The 18,451-nt window shown below is 36.7% G+C and carries 19 protein-coding genes; 3 read left to right on the top strand and 16 right to left on the bottom strand.

Annotation, left to right across the window (positions count from 1 at the left end; all coding sequences use genetic code 11):
- Window positions 1-7: 7 nt before the first annotated feature.
- From ACVWXS_RS00930 to ACVWXS_RS00920, 3 genes are read right to left on the bottom strand one after another with little or no spacing between them, the layout of a single operon-like run.
- A complete protein-coding gene (locus ACVWXS_RS00930; RefSeq protein WP_456955407.1) occupies window positions 8-763 on the bottom strand; it encodes a lantibiotic immunity ABC transporter MutG family permease subunit in 756 nt (251 codons plus the stop codon).
- Between the two features lie 3 nt (window positions 764-766).
- Entirely contained in the window at window positions 767-1,483 is a 717-nt protein-coding gene (locus ACVWXS_RS00925; protein WP_456955405.1) for a lantibiotic immunity ABC transporter MutE/EpiE family permease subunit, read from the bottom strand.
- Between the two features lie 13 nt (window positions 1,484-1,496).
- Window positions 1,497-2,204: a lantibiotic protection ABC transporter ATP-binding protein gene (locus ACVWXS_RS00920; protein ID WP_387090261.1), complete on the bottom strand. Its 708-nt coding sequence runs from the start codon at window positions 2,202-2,204 to the stop codon at window positions 1,497-1,499.
- 417 nt (window positions 2,205-2,621) lie between these two features.
- Between ACVWXS_RS00920 and ACVWXS_RS00915 the strand changes: the two genes are divergently transcribed.
- Window positions 2,622-2,828 carry a hypothetical protein gene (locus tag ACVWXS_RS00915; protein WP_456955403.1) on the top strand — a complete coding sequence of 69 codons (207 nt, stop codon included), beginning with the start codon at window positions 2,622-2,624 and terminating at the stop codon, window positions 2,826-2,828.
- Between the two features lie 101 nt (window positions 2,829-2,929).
- On the opposite strand, the gene ACVWXS_RS00910 is transcribed toward ACVWXS_RS00915, so the two are convergent.
- The 3 genes from ACVWXS_RS00910 to ACVWXS_RS00900 all read right to left on the bottom strand — a co-directional run bounded on the left by ACVWXS_RS00910 (window position 2,930) and on the right by ACVWXS_RS00900 (window position 6,322).
- On the bottom strand, window positions 2,930-3,796 hold the full coding sequence (locus ACVWXS_RS00910) for a 2-oxoacid:ferredoxin oxidoreductase subunit beta (protein ID WP_368635389.1): 867 nt from the start codon (window positions 3,794-3,796) through the stop codon (window positions 2,930-2,932).
- Window positions 3,796-5,535 carry a 2-oxoacid:acceptor oxidoreductase subunit alpha gene (locus tag ACVWXS_RS00905; protein ID WP_456955400.1) on the bottom strand — a complete coding sequence of 580 codons (1,740 nt, stop codon included), beginning with the start codon at window positions 5,533-5,535 and terminating at the stop codon, window positions 3,796-3,798. Before ACVWXS_RS00905 ends, ACVWXS_RS00910 begins: the two co-directional genes overlap by 1 nt.
- A gap of 520 nt (window positions 5,536-6,055) precedes the next feature.
- Window positions 6,056-6,322, bottom strand: coding sequence for a stage V sporulation protein S (locus tag ACVWXS_RS00900; RefSeq protein WP_010858535.1), 267 nt, complete (start codon window positions 6,320-6,322; stop codon window positions 6,056-6,058).
- A gap of 299 nt (window positions 6,323-6,621) precedes the next feature.
- Here ACVWXS_RS00900 and ACVWXS_RS00895 point away from each other — a divergent pair, with 299 nt between their 5' ends.
- Together ACVWXS_RS00895 and ACVWXS_RS00890 are read left to right on the top strand one after the other, a co-directional pair.
- On the top strand, window positions 6,622-6,801 hold the full coding sequence (locus ACVWXS_RS00895; RefSeq protein WP_456955398.1) for a hypothetical protein: 180 nt from the start codon (window positions 6,622-6,624) through the stop codon (window positions 6,799-6,801).
- Complete coding sequence (locus tag ACVWXS_RS00890; protein ID WP_456955396.1) at window positions 6,764-6,988, top strand: hypothetical protein; 225 nt, start codon at window positions 6,764-6,766, stop codon at window positions 6,986-6,988. Before ACVWXS_RS00895 ends, ACVWXS_RS00890 begins: the two co-directional genes overlap by 38 nt.
- Before the next feature lie 72 nt (window positions 6,989-7,060).
- Here the strand turns inward: ACVWXS_RS00890 and ACVWXS_RS00885 are convergent, their stop codons facing one another.
- The 10 genes from ACVWXS_RS00885 to rny form a co-directional block, all read right to left on the bottom strand.
- Entirely contained in the window at window positions 7,061-7,858 is a 798-nt protein-coding gene (locus ACVWXS_RS00885; protein ID WP_368635391.1) for a TIGR00282 family metallophosphoesterase, read from the bottom strand.
- A 203-nt stretch (window positions 7,859-8,061) separates the two neighbouring features.
- Complete coding sequence (locus ACVWXS_RS00880; protein WP_456955394.1) at window positions 8,062-9,072, bottom strand: glycosyltransferase family 2 protein; 1,011 nt, start codon at window positions 9,070-9,072, stop codon at window positions 8,062-8,064.
- Window positions 9,054-10,598, bottom strand: a complete 1,545-nt coding sequence (locus ACVWXS_RS00875) for an oligosaccharide flippase family protein (protein ID WP_456955392.1) — start codon at window positions 10,596-10,598, stop codon at window positions 9,054-9,056. The genes ACVWXS_RS00880 and ACVWXS_RS00875 overlap by 19 nt, the downstream gene beginning before the upstream one ends.
- 15 nt (window positions 10,599-10,613) lie before the next feature.
- The gene (locus ACVWXS_RS00870) at window positions 10,614-11,708 is read right to left on the bottom strand and encodes a glycosyltransferase (protein ID WP_423473705.1); all 1,095 of its coding nucleotides are present in this window, start codon (window positions 11,706-11,708) and stop codon (window positions 10,614-10,616) included.
- 242 nt (window positions 11,709-11,950) lie between these two features.
- Window positions 11,951-13,030, bottom strand: a complete 1,080-nt coding sequence (locus ACVWXS_RS00865) for a glycosyltransferase (RefSeq protein ID WP_456955390.1) — start codon at window positions 13,028-13,030, stop codon at window positions 11,951-11,953.
- A gap of 17 nt (window positions 13,031-13,047) precedes the next feature.
- Window positions 13,048-13,752: a CpsD/CapB family tyrosine-protein kinase gene (locus ACVWXS_RS00860; RefSeq protein ID WP_402986809.1), complete on the bottom strand. Its 705-nt coding sequence runs from the start codon at window positions 13,750-13,752 to the stop codon at window positions 13,048-13,050.
- The gene (locus tag ACVWXS_RS00855; RefSeq protein ID WP_456955387.1) at window positions 13,752-14,468 is read right to left on the bottom strand and encodes a YveK family protein; all 717 of its coding nucleotides are present in this window, start codon (window positions 14,466-14,468) and stop codon (window positions 13,752-13,754) included. Before ACVWXS_RS00855 ends, ACVWXS_RS00860 begins: the two co-directional genes overlap by 1 nt.
- Window positions 14,469-14,565: 97 nt before the next feature.
- Window positions 14,566-15,414: an O-antigen ligase family protein gene (locus ACVWXS_RS00850; protein ID WP_456955385.1), complete on the bottom strand. Its 849-nt coding sequence runs from the start codon at window positions 15,412-15,414 to the stop codon at window positions 14,566-14,568.
- A 317-nt stretch (window positions 15,415-15,731) separates the two neighbouring features.
- Complete coding sequence (locus ACVWXS_RS00845; protein ID WP_456955383.1) at window positions 15,732-16,502, bottom strand: tyrosine-protein phosphatase; 771 nt, start codon at window positions 16,500-16,502, stop codon at window positions 15,732-15,734.
- Between the two features lie 340 nt (window positions 16,503-16,842).
- The gene (gene rny, locus ACVWXS_RS00840; protein ID WP_368635399.1) at window positions 16,843-18,402 is read right to left on the bottom strand and encodes a ribonuclease Y; all 1,560 of its coding nucleotides are present in this window, start codon (window positions 18,400-18,402) and stop codon (window positions 16,843-16,845) included.
- Window positions 18,403-18,451: the final 49 nt, after the last annotated feature.

The following is an 18,451-nucleotide window of genomic DNA, read 5'->3' as shown; positions in this document are numbered from 1 at the left end:
TCATACCCTAATTCTCAGATTTTCTTCCTTCCCACTTCCAAAACCATAAACAAGACAGGGTTAATGCTAGCAATGTTCCACTAATAGCAGCCAAAATTCCAGCCTGTAGTCCTGTATCCACCATTGATAGTTCAATTCCCGACGCCTTTAGTGTCCATAACGAAACAAAGTGACCGCCCCATCCATAAGGTATAAATGACCAAATACCATCACCTAGACCAGTAAGCAGTAAGGCTACTAAAAGTGATTCCACAATACCTAATCCGATTGAGGCACCTTTCCCAAAATGAAGACTAACAAAAAGATGTAAAATATATAAAAATACATAGCTTACAAACAAAATGCATCCAGCTATTAAATAAAATTGAAAACCTAACGTATCTTCATGCAAAAGTTCAATAAATCCAACACTAAAAATACCGATGGACAGTAATAATGCCCCAAAACTAAACAACAATAACAGTAGTAGTTTGCTTAAAAAGGCCACTATTTTTGTTTTAGTAGCTTTTAGCATCTCCTGAAAATGTCCTGCCGTTGCTTCTTGCTCCGCTACCATTGCGCAAACTAATCCAATAATAATTGGAAACCCACACGAAAGCCCCTCAAAATAAGCCGATACTTTCCCATTAAAATCCCATGGTGAATAAGTATAGTACGCTAAAAACACCCCTGAAATAATGATCGGTACAATTAGATGTGTAAGCAAAAACGGCGTTCTTTTTGTTTTAAGAAGCTCTGCTCTAAGTAATCTTAACATTACCATACTCTATTTGGCCTCCCTTTTTTGAAACCAACGTGCAGTAATGAAGCTTATTAAAGCAAACCATGCTAAGGCAACTAATATACCCGGAGCTATAACCCATGTGTTTAATAATGGACTGCCCTCAGGTACCGGCAAGCCATTTGGTAAAATCTCAAGAGTTGGACAAATTAGTCTTGCTGTAATGCCATAAGGAATGCTAAACCAAAAATCTCCATCTGCAAGTGCTACGATCCCCACAATATTGCCAACTAGATTGATTAAAATAGCTATATAAGTACCTAATTTTGCCGCAAGAAATAGACAAAGTGGAATTTGCCATAACATCGTTAAGAAAATTAATAAACTACCTGCAAGACTTTTTGTTAAAGGAAAACTATGACCAAAAAGTATTCCGCCAGTAGTAATACCTGCAAAGAAAATGAGCGTAATGAGTAACAACCAGGCACTACAAGCAAGTATTTTGCTAAACCATATCTTTTTAAGGTCAATCGGCATTGCGAGAATGCTATGATATTTTAATTTAGCATCTTTCTCTACCACTAACGCACAACATATTGTCAGTGCACCTGGTAGGAGCATTGAATACCACCAATTATAAGCACCCTTTTGAAAAAAACTTCCTCCCATTAAAACTGCACTCAGTAACAGTGTCACGATGGGTGCTAGCCAAACTAATTTAGGAATAAAAGTCTTTTTCCATTTTAATCTTTCAGCCTTCATTATAGAAATCATTTTATATGCCTACCTTTCTATTAGCAGACACTACTTGCATAAATAATGATTCTAATTCCTGACCTTGTGGGGCAACTCCCTGATAACCTAATTTCCCTCCTGCAATGATGCCAATTTCATCAACGACCTGTTCTACCTCTGACAGGATGTGGCTAGATAAAATGACTGTAATACCTTGCTCTGGAAAAGATCGAATCAGCTTTCGAAGTTCTTGAATGCCGATAGGATCGAGACCATTTGTCGGCTCATCAAGAATTAAAAGCTTTGGATAGTTTAATAGCGCAATAGCTATTCCAAGACGCTGTTTCATCCCTAACGAAAACTGTCCTGCTCGTTTTTTTCCTGTATTGGTCAAATCAACAATTTTTAATACTTCGTCAATACGTGACTGCGGCAATCCGAGGGCAATCGTTCGAACCTTTAGATTTTCTCTTGCCGTTAAATTTTCATAAAGCGGTGGTGTTTCAATTAATACACCAATGTCTTTTAAATCATTACGATTCCATTCACGTCCATTAAAAAGTATCTTTCCAGCATTCGGACGCAACATACCTGTAATCATTTTTAACGTTGTTGATTTCCCTGCACCATTTGGACCGAGCAAACCATAAACAGTATTGCGAGGTATCGTTAACGATAAGTCCTCTACAATTTTTTGCCCCTTAAAGCCTTTACTAAGATTTTCTGTTTGTAAAATAATATCTTCCATCTATAATCATCTTCCTTTCGATGACTATAGTGTAAAAAATGATTATAAGGATTTTATAAGGATAACGAAAAATTTTGTGGAGCATCACTAAAAAATAAATTTGGCCAAGGCTTGTGAATGTTGTGACGCTTTAAATAAACGGAAATCAACGATATAGTAGAACTTTTTATCCATTCCAAAAATGAACACTATGACTACTCACCATAATCAAACAAAATAGCTTGTTACAGTGAAGTGATTTACATTTGCTGTCGCTTCACTTTCGTATAATTGCTGAAGTTTAACTTTAACTAAAGTGGCATGCCAAAAGATACACGGTATGTGAAGTGGTTGATTGGAGTGGAGACTGAGCGACTCATTGGGGATTAGCAATAGAGGAACGAAGGCTCATCGGACGCCCCCAGGAAGCTTTGCTCTGTGCGAAAGCGTAGTGCTAACGTAGCGTCAGCAACAATGTTTTATCTGCGCGAAAGCGTAGCGTCAGCGGCAATGTTTTATCTGTGCGAAAGCGAAGCGGCAGCGGCAATGTTTTATCTGTGCGAAAGCGAAGCGGCAGCAACAAAGCGCTCAGTCGGAACGGAAATCAACCCCTCGCTTTGCAGAAAGAGCCATATTTATTTATAAGTCATCTTAATTCCATTGACATAACAGTCTAGCAAAAGCACAAAAAGCATTTGGAATGAGAACATCCCAAATGCTTTTTGTCATGCTATATAAAATTTGATTTACATAAATTCTTTCACTAATTCATTAAAATCATTTTCGCTCATTTTAATATCAATATCCGTTAATGGTAGTTCTGAGTAGCCTGGTACTTTTTCTTGATATGAAGTTGTTTCAGTATCTTGATAAATAATACCGGTTACTAAACCTTCATGCTCCATTACTGTACGCATCGCCATACCACGGTCAGAATTGTCATAGCCTTCGATATCAGCAAGCTTTGTTAAGTTCTCTTTAAACCAATCGTACGTGTTCACTTTGTTGTATGTTACACAAGGTGAGAATACGTTGATGAACGAGAAGCCTTTATGATTAATACCAGCTTCAATTAAAGCAGTTAACTCTTTAATATCCGTTGAGAAACCTTGTGCGACAAATGTAGCGCCACTTGTTAAAGCTACTTCTAATGGTTTTAATGACGGCTCAATCGCACCACCTGGCGTAGATTTTGTAATAAACCCTGCAGCAGAGCGTGGAGATGTTTGCCCCTTTGTTAAACCATAAATTTGGTTATCCATAACAACATACGTGATGTCGATATTACGACGGATGGCATGAATTGTATGCCCCATACCAATCGCAAAGCCATCCCCGTCACCACCAGAAGCAATCACCTTTAAATCACGGTTTGCCATTTTTAAACCTTGTGCGATCGGCAATGCACGACCATGAATACCGTGGAAACCATAAGAGTTGATGTAACCAGAAATACGACCAGAACAGCCAATTCCTGAAATGACAGCTAGTTCGTTTGGTTCTATACCTACGTTAGCCGCAGCGCGCTGAATTGCAGCTTGTACAGAGAAGTCTCCACAGCCTGGGCACCAGTTTGGTTTCACTGTATTACGAAAATCCTTAAATGTTGCCATTAGCGAGTCAACTCCTTCACACGATTTTCTAATTCACCTGGCAAGAATGGTGTACCATTGTATTTTGTAATAGTCTCGATTTTATCGTGACCACCAACATTCATCTTCATAATATTTGCTAATTGACCTGTGTAGTTATTTTCTACAACAATTACTTTTTTCGCTTTTGCTACAAGCGGTGCCACCTCAGTAGATGGGAATGGGTGAATTAAACGAATATGCGCATGGTTCACCTTCATACCTTGAGCATTTAAGCGTTCTTGTACTTCTTCAATAGCTCCACGAGTTGAGTTAAAGCCCACTAATAAAATATCAGCATCTTCGTGTGGTGCATTTGAGTATACCGGATTATCAAATTTCAATGCAGCTAACTTACGGAAACGTTTATCCATTTGTACTTGACGGTTACCCGTTGCCTCAGATGGTTTACCTGTTTCATCATGCTCAACCCCTGTTACATGGTGAATACCATTTAACGTACCAGGTAGTACACGTGGTGAAATACCGTCTTCCGTATTTTCAAAACGTTTAAAGTATGCTTTATCAGCCGCTTCTTCAATGTTATCAGAAACAATTTTACCGCGACGAATTTCAATTTTATTGTAATCAAATGGTTCAACAGATTGTTTACCTAGTGATAATTGTAAGTCAGTCACTAAAATCACTGGTAATTGTAACTCCTCTGCAATGTTAAACGCTTGGATTGTATCAAAGAATGCTTCCTCCATAGTAGAAGGTGCAATTACTACTTTAGGAATTTCACCATGCGTACCATATAACATCGCCATTAAATCTGATTGCTCTTGTTTTGTTGGCAACCCTGTTGATGGACCACCACGTTGTGTATCAACAACAACTAGTGGCTGCTCTGTCATACCTGAAAGACCAATCGCTTCCATCATTAATGAAAGACCTGGACCAGCGGAAGCTGTGAAAGAACGGACACCACCAAAGTTTGCCCCAATTGCCATTGTCGCTGCAGCAATCTCATCTTCTGTTTGAATAACCGCACCACCGAATTTCGGTAATTTTTTAATAAGGTATTCCATAATTTCAGATGCTGGTGTAATTGGGTAAGCTGCCATAAAGCGTGTCCCAGCTGCAAGTGCACCAAGTGCTACTGCATCGTTCCCAATCATGAACATACGGCGTTTGCCATCTGCTGGCGCTATTTCCCATTCACCTATACGCTCGCCTAAAAGCTCATTCATTAATTCATGACCGCGTGCAATGGCCTCCATATTTTTTTGAACAACTTCTTCACCTTTTTTGCCAAAAATATCATCTACAACATTTTGAAACACTTCGTCCTCTAAATTCAGCAATGCAGCTGTTGCTCCGATTGCCACCATATTTTTCATCAACGAAGTGCCAAGCTCTGCCGCTACCTCTGTAAAAGGTACCGCAAATAATGGCGCTTTTGAATCTTCTGGCTTCACTGGATCGAATTTTGAATCCGCTAAAATAATGCCAGTCTCTGTTAGCTCTTTATAATTGACGTCGATTGTTTCTTGGTCAAATGCTACTAAAATATCTAAATCATCCGCAATAGAACGTACTTCTGTTGGACGAACTGTAATTTTATTATTCGTATGGCCACCTTTAATTCGAGAAGAGAAATGACGATAACCGTATAGGAAGTAACCCAAACGATTCATTGCCATTGAGAAAATTTCCCCTGTACTTTCAATCCCTTCACCTTGTTGCCCACCGACTTTCCATGAAAGCTGATGTAACATGTCAACAACTCCTTAAATCCAATGTGTACTATTTATTTTTTCCTTCATAAGTTTAACATGAAGAATCGTTCTGCACTATTGTTATTCCACGATTTCAGCGAAATTCAGACCTTTGACCGAAAACCTTGTTCATAAAGTTGTAATTTTCAAAAAATAATATGTGAACAGCTATTATTACTCCGGGTACATTACGTAAAAAATAAATTAGTCTAAACAAAAATGTTAATTATTCCCTTGATTCATGATCAGTACAGACTCATATAGCCGCTAATATTTCATTGATATTTTTAGAACCATCTATAATTTTTACTATGCCTTCTCTTTTATACATTTGAAAACCCAGCCTGTAATAAAAGATGTTTGAAGCAATTTAATACGGTCACTCCACAAAAAAGCTTTGTATATAATGATGCCGAGCAGTTCTCGACCATCTCTGAGCTCTTGTTCACTCGATCAACCTCCTAATACAGAAAAAAATGCCTTGCAACTTATTGTGCAAGGCATTTTACTTCATAACTTATTATCGAACACGTTTTTCTACAAGAAGCTTTAAAGCTGTACGTTCCTCACCAGCAATTAAAATATCGGCAAACGCCGGTGCGCAAATTAAATCTGTGCCACTTGGCGCTACAAATCCGCGTGCAATGGCCACTGCTTTCACGGCTTGGTTAAGTGCACCTGCCCCAACTGCTTGCATTTCTGCTTGCCCTTTTTCTCTGATTACCGCGACTAATGCACCTGCAACTGAATTTGGATTAGAGCGTGACGATACTTTTAATGAATCCACAATTATTCCTCCCCGTTTCGCGAATAGTGTTTACGCTCAACAACTCATGTCCCCCTTTTTTGGACCTCAAGTTATTGTCGATAGGTCATTTTATGCTTGGTAAAAAGGAAATAGACTATTTTCGTTTCTTATATATTTAAATAAATCAAAAAAGACTGAAAATTCTCGTTAAAACATTACTATGTCAATGAAATAAAGGTGCCATTTTAAATAACTGAGGGCTCCTTGACAAAACGAGGGGATTTATCACTATAAATTAGAGTGACATGCCAAAAATTCATACTGAGTAAAGAGGTTGATTGGAGTGGAGGCTGGGCGACTCCTTGGGGATTAGCGATAGAGGAACGAAAGCTAAAACCATCACGTCCTGTGATAACGCTTTCGTGACCAACATCCTGTTGCTGACGCTGCGTTTGCACTACGCTTTCGCACAGAAAACATTTGTTGCCCCGAGACCCTGGAGCGAGCAACGCGAGTGAAGCGGCTCATCGGACGCCCCCAGGAAGCTCTGCGCGAAAGCGAAGCGTCAGCGGCAAATGTTTTATCTGTGCGAAAGCGAAGCGACAGCAAATGTTTTATCTGTGCGAAAGCGTAGCGACAGCAACAACAAAGCGCCCAGTCGGAACGGAAATCAACCCCTCGCTTTGCCGAAGAGCCATACTTTAATTTCATTGACATAACAGTTTTTCAACATAAAAAAACTATTGTGCATTTTTTCATACACAATAGTTTCTCTCCTTATCCTTGAAACGGATAATCTTCGTTTATATAAATTCGCTCACAATGCTTAGCTTTCCCTGTTTTATCATCAATATCTACAAAGAACCCACTTAACACATCGCGTCCTTTTTTCGGCACTTCAAAACGGGATGGCATATTTGTTTGGAATTTATAAATAACACTTTCCTTCGTCATCCCCAATATTTCATCGTATGGGCCTGTCATACCAACGTCTGTAATATAGGCTGTGCCATTTGGATAAATACGTGCATCGGCAGTTTGTACATGTGTATGTGTCCCAACGACCGCCGAGGCCTTTCCATCTAGATGCCATCCAAGAGCAATCTTTTCACTTGTCGCTTCGGCATGAAAATCCACGAATACAAGCGGTGACGTTTTATGCGCTTCTTCGATTAATTTCTCAGCCATCGCAAATGGATCCTCATGAGGAGGTAAAAACACGCGACCATGCAGATTAATTACAGATAATGTTACACCGTTTTTTGAAATTTGCACCATTCCTTTACCTGGTGCTTCACTTGAAAAGTTTGCCGGACGTATTAAATAATCTGCATCATCTATAAAATCAAAAATATCTTTGTTATCCCAAGTGTGGTTGCCCATTGTAATAACATCTACACCCATTTGCAATAGATCATTATAAATATTTCGCGTAATCCCACGACCTGCTGCTGCGTTTTCACCATTTGCAATAACAACATTTGGATTGTATTTTTTCTTCAAGCGAGGTAAATATTTTTCTACAGCGTCTCGCCCTATTGAACCTACAATATCACCTATAAATAAAACTTTCATTTTTACAATACCACTCTTTCTATCCATTACGCCTTACGGTCATTTTGGTTTCCTGCTAATGATATAGTGAGACCTACTCTTCATTACACATACCAAAATAACCGCTACTTTGCTTTCATTGACGATCAATATCATCATTAATTGTAACCTCAGTAAGAACATTAAGCAAAAAAAATATAAAACACTAATTATTCGGCAGTTCACTAAATTATTTTATTCTTTTTTAAATTAACATAAATAAGTGTGGAGGATAAATTGAGCCAATTCATCTTTACTAGCCTAAAAAAGAGTAATTGCTTCACATTCCTATTAATAAGTTTGACCTTTAATAGATCCGGATACTTTTTTACAAATGATTGTATCTCTATTTTGATATCTTGTCTGACTCTACTTGTCTGTATACGATGCAAAATCACAAGCAAACCTTCAAATTGATAATTTAAAAAGCTATTTTTTACTTCATTATATACACCGCTTATTTCCAACTCTATTTTTAGCTTTTCATACAATACATCGTACTTTTGACGTACATTTATATTCGTCCCTCTCGTTAATGAGTTTTGATTACCAACATTATAGTAATATAACTGCTTCGGAACATAGCAAATAGCTTGATTTTTTATGACGGCTCTCGTAATAAAAACTGTATCTTCTGCAAAATTCATATCTTCATCAAATCGTAAAGCATGTTTATCTAAAAAGGCTTTTAAATATAATTTACAGCTAGCAAAACCGAAATGCCTTTCTCCTATTTCAGTAAATAACTGATTTAAGCAATCTACTGCACTAACAGTACAATAAACATGAGATGAATAATTCAATTGCCTACTACCAGTCGTCTCCTGCCAATATAAATCACACTTCGCAATATTCGATCCCGTTAACCGACAAGCAAGATACAATTCTTGGAGCATTGTTACCTCAATCCAATCATCTGCATCAACAAAGGTGATATATTGACCATTTGCATGCTCAATGCCTAAATTTCTTGCCTTACTTACCCCTCCATTTGGTATATCAAAAACAGTGATTCGTCCATCTTCTTCTGCAAATTTACGTAAGATCATCAAAGATTGATCACTACTACCATCATTAATAGCAATAATTTCAATGTTTTTTAACGTTTGCCGACATATGCTAGTTAAACATTTTTTTAAATATTTTTCTGCATTATAGACAGGAAGGATGACACTCACTAAGATTTTGGGTTCCAAAATTTTGCGCCTCCCCTATTAACAAGAATGACTTTTAGCTGCTCAAGCCATTTTTTTCTCTGCTCTTTTTTTAAGCCTACACATAAAAGACTAACGCCCACAATTACACTATAGTAAAAAATATATAGAATGATTGAAAACCAAGTAATCGTTGGATTTGCCACTAGCCATAAAAGCTTTATTAAACTAATAGCAAGTCCAAATGCTAGCGCTAACCTTCCTACCGCTTTCCAAAATCCATAAATATCTAATTTTATTTTCTTATAATAATAAATATTCATAACCACTACATTACCAATCAATAAGGAACACGCTGTGATAATTGCTGTGCCAATTTTTCCATAATAATAAATAGCAGGAATCGACATAAAAATATTCCCCACCGCTACACTTATTAATAAAATCGTTCTAAATTTAAATAAATTTTTTGCCTTCAACACACTTAATCCCAGGTTTTGAATGAGGTCTATTATAAAAGGCATCATAATGATTAGCACAATATAATAGACGGTTATAAATTCTTTCCCTAACCATAACGTTAAAAATTCTTTTCCAAAAAGAAAAAAGCCTCCCAAAATATAGCCAACTACTAAAAACTGCATGGATCCTACTTTTATAAATAACTTATTTATTTGCTCTAACCCATCTTCTTGTGTCACTAACATCGAGATTCGAGGCAAAAATAAACCGCTGATTGCCAAGGCCAGCGACATAAAAATTAAGACAATTTGTATAGCAACTGCATAAATTGCCACATCCTCAGTTCCCTTTAATATTCCTAAAAGAACTTGATCTGTTTGCCAATAAATTTTGTCGACAATAACCGTAATAAAAATAAAAATGGCATAGACGAAGATTTCCTTTATAAATGCTTGATTATTCAATTTAAACGTAAATTTAATAGCCAATACTTTTAGACAGAATATCGCATCAATTAGTAAAAATAACACATTGTAGATGGCTACAATGTAAATCAACGTAACAGCACTTGTACCCTGTAAAAGAAAAAACAACATCGTCAAAGGCTGTATAATGACCTGTAGTAATGCTGTTAATTTAATAAAAATGAATTTTTCATAGGCTTGTAAGATAGAGGAAAATACGCTTAGTGGAAATTGTGCTGCCAAGCTTATTGTCATAATATAGCCCATTATCTTGGCTTTATTTAGCTGCTCAACAGTCAAGCTTTTTCCAAAAATAACGTCCACTTGTGAAAATAAAAGGAAGCCAATTAGTAATGTAATGAAACCAATGCCAATAAATAATTTTAGAAAGAAACCATTTAACGACGCTTCTAATGCTTTATCATCTGTCGCTCGGTTTCTAGAAATATAGCGTACAATGGCGTTGCCTAACCCTAAATCTAAAATGGAAAGGTAGCCAACAAGTACAATCATAAGTGAATATAAACCGTACTCTTCTTGACCAAGTTTCGAGATAATGATTGGCGTAAATATTATGGAAGAAATAATCGTACAACCGATTGTTATATATGAAAGAACTGCTGCAATTTTAATTTCTTTCATAAACACACCTTTTCTTTATTTTGAATAACTTTTAGGCAACACCATTGGATACAAAGATTGATACTGCTCTATTACCTGTTTAATATTGAAATTAGCTAGTACATGCTCTCTACCGAGTTTTGCCTTTTCAGCATATTGCTTTGAACTATAATTTAATGCTTTATTAATGGCTTGAGCTAACGCATGAGCATCCTTTGCAGTGACCGTCTCACCAAATTCTCTCACTAAATATTTGCAATCACCAACATCTGTCGTGATACAGCATGTCCCACTCGCTAATGCCTCCACTAATACATTTGGTAATCCCTCACCTGAGGAGGATAAAACAAACAGATCTGCTGCCGACATTAGCTGAGATATATCATCTCTACCGCCTAATAAAAAAATGACATCCTCTAAATGGGCATCCTTTATCATTTGAAGTAACTCACTATTATTCGCATCTATTTCAAGCCCTACTAAAAACATATAAAAATCCTGTCTTTCAAGCCTTAACAGCTGTAAGCTAGCAATTAAATTTTTATAATCCTTTAAAGGATCCCATCTGCCAACGTGTAATAAAATATGTCGATTCTCTACATTAAAATGCTCGAAATAATATTGCCTCTTAACACTAGGCTTAAATAAATCCGTATTAATGCCATTGACGATGACCTTATGTTGATGACTATCATAGCCAATTTCTTCATGAATCTCTTTTACTTTTGGACCACAGGAAATAATAATATCCACCTTTTTAGATAATCTCGCACAAAGCTTTGCAATTAAAATAGTTGTCCATTTATTTTCCTTTTTATCTAAATTGCTATGATGAATCCCCCAAATTAGCTTTTTTCTCCGAACTCTTGAAATAAGATAACCCAATAAGTTTGAATGGTACATCCATGTTTGGATAATGTCGCTATTTTTACATACTTTAAAACACATTAGGAATGAGCGTAGAAAATTAGATCTCAAATCACAAATATAAACATTCATATTTAATTGCTGTTGAATTAACTCGCCATACACATCCATTTCGGTCAAACAAATAACATCTACCTCATACAAATCCCTGTCAACAGATTGCAATAATCGATAAAGCATAGTTTCCGCTCCACCAAAGCCAATCGCGGTTATAATATGAGTAACTTTAATCTTTTTTTGTATACGATCATCCTCTTTTTAATTATGAGTTTAGATTTTATTTGCTTACATCAGGGCCTAAAAGGGGTAGTACTTTTAGCTGAACGAATTCTTGATTTTGAATCTTGTACATGAGCGGTTTACCCGAGCAGTTTCTCCGGTTACCTGAGCAGTTAAGAGCCCTTTCCGAGCGAGGCTTAGATTACTTGAGTATTTATAGCTTCATTTTATATGTAGTAAGTACACATCTTTTGTGCAATATCTTCTGCATTCAATCCTTTATTGTCGATCCCATTTATTATATTGCTTAGTTCAATCGGTTCGTTTTCTTTAATGATTTCATGTAGCCAATCTTCAATATTTCCGTTTATATCTAAATACTGAATTAGACCAACATTAAGATCTACTGCTCTTGGTACAGTTGCAGAAACAATTGATGGCGTGCCACATACTTGTGCTTCTAATAGGACAATTCCAAATCCCTCATATTTAGATGGTAAAATAAATTTATCGAACAACTGAAGAAGATTGATAATATCAGCACGTTGCCCTAACAGTTTTACAGATTCCTGTAATTGATTACGTTCGACCAACAAACGGATTTCTTCCTCTAAAGGACCCTCTCCAATAAATATAAATTTATAATTAATACCTTTTTGCTTTAATCTCGCGGCAAGTTTCAATAAAAACTGCTGATTCTTCACAGGAACAAAACGTCCAATATGTCCTAAAACTAAATCATTATCACGAATTCCTAATTCTTTTTTTAATAATTTCTTTTCTGCCTGTGAGAGATATTTTATTTTGTTGATATCCATTGGATTAAATAATATGTCAAAGGGTTTCTCTCCAAAACAAAATTTTCCTGCATGTGCACTACATGCAACTAGCTTCGTCGCATTCATGACACTCATTTTTTTTAGGAAAGACAAAAAATATTTATTACTCCATTCTTCTGCTACATTTGTATGACTGTGTAACACTCTACATTTGACGCCAGCCAAACGTGCCGCTAGCAATGTAAAAATAGCTCGGTAACCCGTATGATCATGGACTGCATCATATCCATTGTCTTTAATTATTTTGTATATTTTCATCATATAGGCAAGAGGACCTTGCTTTGTGATAAATTTTTGATAAAACAATTGGGAACCATGTTCTACAAAGGAGTCATGAGATCTTCCCTTATTAAACACGACAAAGTCAAAGTGGTACAATGACTTATTTGTATTAGCCCAAATGTCTAATATCATCGTTGTAATGCCACCAAAATCTGTAGTCGGAATAATATGCAAAATCTTCTTCATAGATTTTTTAGTCACCCTTACTCTATTCCATAATATTGATCATACATATTGCGCTTCATTTTAAAATTATTTAATACAATTCCCAAAATATTGGCTTGTGAAATTGTTAATATGGACTTTGATTTTAAAACTGCAGCTTTCCCAACTACACCAGAATTGACAATCAGTAAGGTTCCATCGCACTTATTGGATAAAATTTGTGCATCAGATACAAATAATAAAGGCGGAGCGTCGAAAATAACGATATCGTATTTTTCTTTGGCGATTGCCATAAAAGATATCATTGTTTCAGATGCCAGTAGCTCAGTTGGATTTGGTGGAATTGGTCCACTTGCAACAATGTCTATTCCTTCTACAAACGTTTTTTGGATCACATCTATAAACTTTTCCTGCCTAGATAATATAGAGGAGAGGCCTACACTATTGGCGAGATGAAATGTATGGTGGAGAGTCGGCTTACGCATGTCGGCATCGACAATTAAGACCTTCTTCTCCTCTTGTGAAAAAACTACACCGATATTCGCTGCGTTTGTAGACTTTCCTTCCCCCGGAATAGAGGACGTTACTAAAATAGTTTTCACATCTTGATTTGGCTGTGCAAATTTAATATTTGTACGAATCGTCCGAAACTGCTCAGATGGAATTGATTTAGCATCAGAAACAGTAACTAGCTTGCGAGCCATCAGTGATTTATTCCTCTTTTTCCTTCGCATCGAAAACATTATGGGTTCCCCCTAGACTTAGACTTCTTCCTTACTTGCGACTCTATATTACTGACCACCCCGATAACCGGTAATGATAAAATTTCTTCGATATCGCGTTCAGTTTTGATTGTTTTATCAAATGTTTCCATCATATAAGCAAGCACAAGGGCCAGAGAAAAACCAACGATAGTTGCTATTAGTATATTTAATATTTTGTTTGGTTTAACAGCTGCTGCATTTTCACTAGATTTCGCTACAGACAAAATATTGATATTGTCCACATGCATGAGCACAGGAATTTCTTCTTTAAAAACTTCGGCGACAGTATTGGCAATTTCTACAGCCCTAGACTCTTTCTCATCTTGTACACGAATATTCACTACCTGAGAATTACTCGCACTAGAGACGTCTATTTGATTCATTAATCGTTCAGGTGTGGTCGTTAGTGACAGCTTATCAATCACCTTCGTTAAAATAGCGGGGCTTTTAATAATGACGTTGTACGTATTGATTAACCGAAGATCCGTATCAACATTTTGTGCCCCTACTAGTTGCTGATTATCATAGCTTTTTTGATTCACTATTATTTGTGTTTCCGCTTCATATATGGGTGTTAAAATAAAAAAACTTACCATAGCAGCTATACCCATCGACAACATTGTAAGCACTAGGATAAAGAACCAGCGTTTTTGCAATGTTTTTACTATACTTTGCACTGTAATTTCTTCATTCACAAAAATAGATTCCCTCCTACAAATGCGGATTATTGTACTATTAATTAAGTATATTAAGTAAGCCTTACAGTTATTCGGTAAAATATTTTTACAATAACTAAGTCGAATTTTTATTTCTGTCAAATCCGCTTACTACGAAGACAAGTATATGAAGCACATTAAAATAGAGAATTTCAAATGTAGATACACCAAGTGCAGCAACAACGACGAAGACTGTAAACACCATTAGTTGTTTGTCCATTTGACTATGGCCTTTCGCAATCGAAATAAGAAAGACAGCATAACATACTAGCGACAGTAAGCCCGCCTCCTGCAATATATTTAAAAATGTATTGTGGGCATGAGAAACGCCAATTGCCCATAGTGATTCAGCACCATGTCCCCAAAAATTAAAATGCTCAAATACATATTTCCATATTTCAAGACGACCATCTGTAATATTTGTAGATTTTTTCTCCATTTTCAAAAGAATACTTTGAAACGCCTTCTGCATCATGTCAACTTCATTAATAGCTATTACTAGTATTGAGCAAGCTGCTATCAATAAAAAAATAAATTTTAATAATGGTAAAAATCTTTTTTTCATCCTTTTTACTACTAAGACAATCATAACTATTGTCACAATGGCAATTGTTAATAATGATGTACGTGCGTTTGACAGCATAATGACATACAAAGCAAATAAATAAATAATTGTATAAATCCCTAAAAGAATAGTTAATTTCAGCTGTCGGTGCCCCTCCAGCATGGCCACTATTATTTCATATAGCTTCATAAGTACCACAACCATCAAACCAATCATAGAAAATCCTAATGTATTTGGATTTTCAAATATCCCTGAAAAAGCACCGAACATAAAATGATTTTCTTGAAAACATAAAATAAGAAATGGTATATATGCTAATAAAACACCATTAAGGACAACTTCTTTCACATGCTTTCTCACGATATCATTAAAGAAAATCGCTACAGCTAAAAAAATGCAAAATAACTGAAGGCTATTTTTTAATAGTCCTAAATCCTGGTTGACCCCTGCGGATATAACACAAAAAAAAGTATATAAACTAAAAAATAGGCTGGCTTGTACATTTTGGATGATTATTTTTTTATGCATTAGAAAGGATAGAAGGATTATTACTAGGCTAATCAACAATGTTAATTTATGATAAATCCCTTCAACGGGTTGCATTAAGCTCATAAATATAAGGGCGCTAAACAGTAGCGTGGAACACAATTTCATCTGAAAATCACGCTCAATTCTAGTTAGATTGTAAAAAAATCCCACCATTTCTTCGTGTAGATTTTGTCCAATTCAAGTGGAAGTATCGGCTTGTTTGCGATGACAAGTGCATTATTCTTTAAAAGTTGATCAACAGCATCTAGCTCCTTCTGCTTTTCAAGGTAATTGAGAGCTCTGTTATAAAGAAATGGCCTCGATGTTACGTTATGCGCGTCGGATCCAAATGTATGAATATAATTCGCTCGCACTAACGCTAACGATAAACGCTGTACCTCTTTACCATAAAGACCTGTTAAACTTCCAGCCGTTATTTGCGTTAATGCACCTTCTTGAATCAACATTTCAAGTCGCGTCGGTTTTTCTCGAATGGCATAGTTTCGTTCAGGATGCGCAAGGATTGGTGTATAACCCGCTGCCTTCAACAGTATAATCATTCTTTTCGTATACGCAGGGATTGTGCTAGAGGGTAATTCTAAAAGAATGTAGTTAGAATTCGCTAATGTATGAAGCTGCTTTTGCATAATCAAAGTATGTAGTTCTTCATGTAAACGCACTTCATGCCCTGTATGCAGTATGATTGGTATCTGATGCTCCTCTAATGCTTGTCGTAAATATATTGTTTGCTCCTCTACAAGTGAATAATTAACATGATATTGTGGATGCATCACATGGGACGTACAAATTATTTCTGTTATTCCTTCACCGGATGCTTGCTGCAACATCTTTAATGATTCCGCTTTATTTTTTGGCCCATCATCAACACCGAATAATAAATGAGCATGTAGATCAATCATCTATATCACAACTTTCTTCTTTAATGACTGATTATCTAATTGGCCTTCTTCTCTTTTATGAAAAATACTTGTTAAACATGACTAACATAGTGCTTTTTTCTAGATATGTATCAGATGTTAAAGTTCAATCGGTGCTTCGGGCTATTCTAACTGTCGTTTAGGCCTTTCTATACGTCGCTTTGGCTTCTTTCCGTCGCTCCGCCTTCCTATCCGCCGCTTTGACTCTCCTTTCCGTCGCTCCGCCTTTCTATACGTCGCTTAGGCTCTCCTATGATAGAAACAATAAAAAAAAAAGAGGCTTCTCTAGATTTTCATCTAGAGAAACCTCTAACTTTCAATATTATTTCGCATACTCCACTGCACGTGTTTCACGAATGACTGTTACTTTAATATGACCTGGGTAATCAAGTTCTTCTTCGATACGCTTACGGATATCTCGCGCTAAGCGATGTGAAGCCAAGTCATCAATTTTTTCAGGTTGCACAATAATACGGATTTCACGACCAGCTTGAATCGCAAATGATTTTTCTACACCATCATAGCTTTCAGAAATTTCTTCTAACTTTTCAAGTCTGCGGATATAATTTTCAAGTGTCTCACTTCGAGCACCTGGACGAGCTGCTGATAATGCATCAGCTGCAGCTACTAAAACAGCGATAACAGATGTTGCTTCTGTATCACCATGGTGAGAAGCAATACTGTTTATAACGACTGGATGTTCTTTGTATTTTGTTGCTAACTCCACACCGATTTCGACGTGACTACCTTCAACTTCATGGTCAATTGCCTTACCAATATCATGTAATAAGCCTGCACGACGAGCTAATGCTACATCTTCACCAAGTTCTGCAGCGAGCAGGCCTGATAAATACGCGACTTCAATTGAATGTTTTAGAACGTTTTGTCCATAGCTTGTACGATATTTCATGCGGCCTAAAATCTTCATTAAATCTGGATGTAAATTATGAATGCCAATTTCAAATGTTGTTTGCTCACCAGTTTCGCGGATTTGTTCATCCACTTCACGACGAGCTTTTTCCACCATTTCCTCAATTCGAGCAGGGTGGATGCGGCCATCCTGTACAAGTTTTTCAAGTGCAAGTCGAGCAGTTTCACGACGAATTGGATCAAAGCCTGATAAAATAACCGCTTCTGGAGTATCATCAATAATTAAATCTATACCGGTTAACGTTTCCAGCGTACGGATATTTCGACCTTCACGACCAATAATACGACCTTTCATTTCATCATTTGGCAAGTTCACGACAGAAACTGTTGTTTCTGCAACATGGTCTGCTGCAAAGCGCTGCAGTGCCAGTGATAAAATTTCACGTGCTTTTTTATCTGAGTCTTCCTTCGCACGTGTTTCAGCTTCCTTCGTCATCACAGCAATATCAGTTGCTAGCTCTTTTTCTACTTCTCCTAAGATAATAGCTTTTGCTTCATCTCTAGTTAAAGCAGAAATTCGTTCTAGCTCTGTTTTTTGCGAGGCAACGAGCTCGTCCACTTTGCTTTCCATCTGTTCAATATGCTGTTGTCTTTCGGCTAGAGCCTGTTCTTTTCTCTCTAAGCCTGCTTCTCTCTTATTTAGAGCATCATCTTTGCGATCAAGATTCTCTTCTCTTTGCAATAAACGGTTCTCTTGTTTTTGAAGTTCTAAACGACGTTCACGAATGTCATTTTCTGCTTCAGTACGAAATTTGTGAGTTTCATCTTTGGCTTCAAGTAGTGCTTCTTTCTTCAATGCCTCCGCTTCTCGTTTTCCTTCTTCAACGATTGTTTCAGCAACGTGTTTAGCACCAGTGATTTTTGAGTCATTCACTTTTTTCATGTAGATATAGCTAACAGCGGCACCAACGATGAGTCCAAGCAAAGCGGAGATGATAGTAATTCCATCCATATGAACACCTCCTCTTGCTATTTAGGTAATACAGTTTCAGTAGGCGCAT

It is taken from the genome of Lysinibacillus sp. TE18511, from assembly GCF_054062295.1.
Note: the sequence above shows the minus strand (reverse complement) of the source record. Positions and strands in the feature narration are given on the sequence as shown.

Bases quoted from the DNA above. Each gene is read 5' to 3' on its own strand.
- ACVWXS_RS00845 (WP_456955383.1), bottom strand. From the start codon at position 16,502: ATGATTGATCTACATGCTCATTTATTATTCGGTGTTGATGATGGGCCA.
- ACVWXS_RS00905 (WP_456955400.1), bottom strand. From the start codon at position 5,535: ATGTTACATCAGCTTTCATGGAAAGTCGGTGGGCAACAAGGTGAAGGG.
- ACVWXS_RS00885 (WP_368635391.1), bottom strand. From the start codon at position 7,858: ATGAAAGTTTTATTTATAGGTGATATTGTAGGTTCAATAGGGCGAGAC.
- ACVWXS_RS00865 (WP_456955390.1), bottom strand. From the start codon at position 13,030: ATGAAGAAGATTTTGCATATTATTCCGACTACAGATTTTGGTGGCATT.
- ACVWXS_RS00860 (WP_402986809.1), bottom strand. From the start codon at position 13,752: ATGTTTTCGATGCGAAGGAAAAAGAGGAATAAATCACTGATGGCTCGC.
- rny (WP_368635399.1), bottom strand. From the start codon at position 18,402: ATGGATGGAATTACTATCATCTCCGCTTTGCTTGGACTCATCGTTGGT.
- ACVWXS_RS00910 (WP_368635389.1), bottom strand. From the start codon at position 3,796: ATGGCAACATTTAAGGATTTTCGTAATACAGTGAAACCAAACTGGTGC.
- ACVWXS_RS00930 (WP_456955407.1), bottom strand. From the start codon at position 763: ATGGTAATGTTAAGATTACTTAGAGCAGAGCTTCTTAAAACAAAAAGA.
- ACVWXS_RS00875 (WP_456955392.1), bottom strand. From the start codon at position 10,598: ATGAAAGAAATTAAAATTGCAGCAGTTCTTTCATATATAACAATCGGT.
- ACVWXS_RS00920 (WP_387090261.1), bottom strand. From the start codon at position 2,204: ATGGAAGATATTATTTTACAAACAGAAAATCTTAGTAAAGGCTTTAAG.
- ACVWXS_RS00925 (WP_456955405.1), bottom strand. From the start codon at position 1,483: ATGAAGGCTGAAAGATTAAAATGGAAAAAGACTTTTATTCCTAAATTA.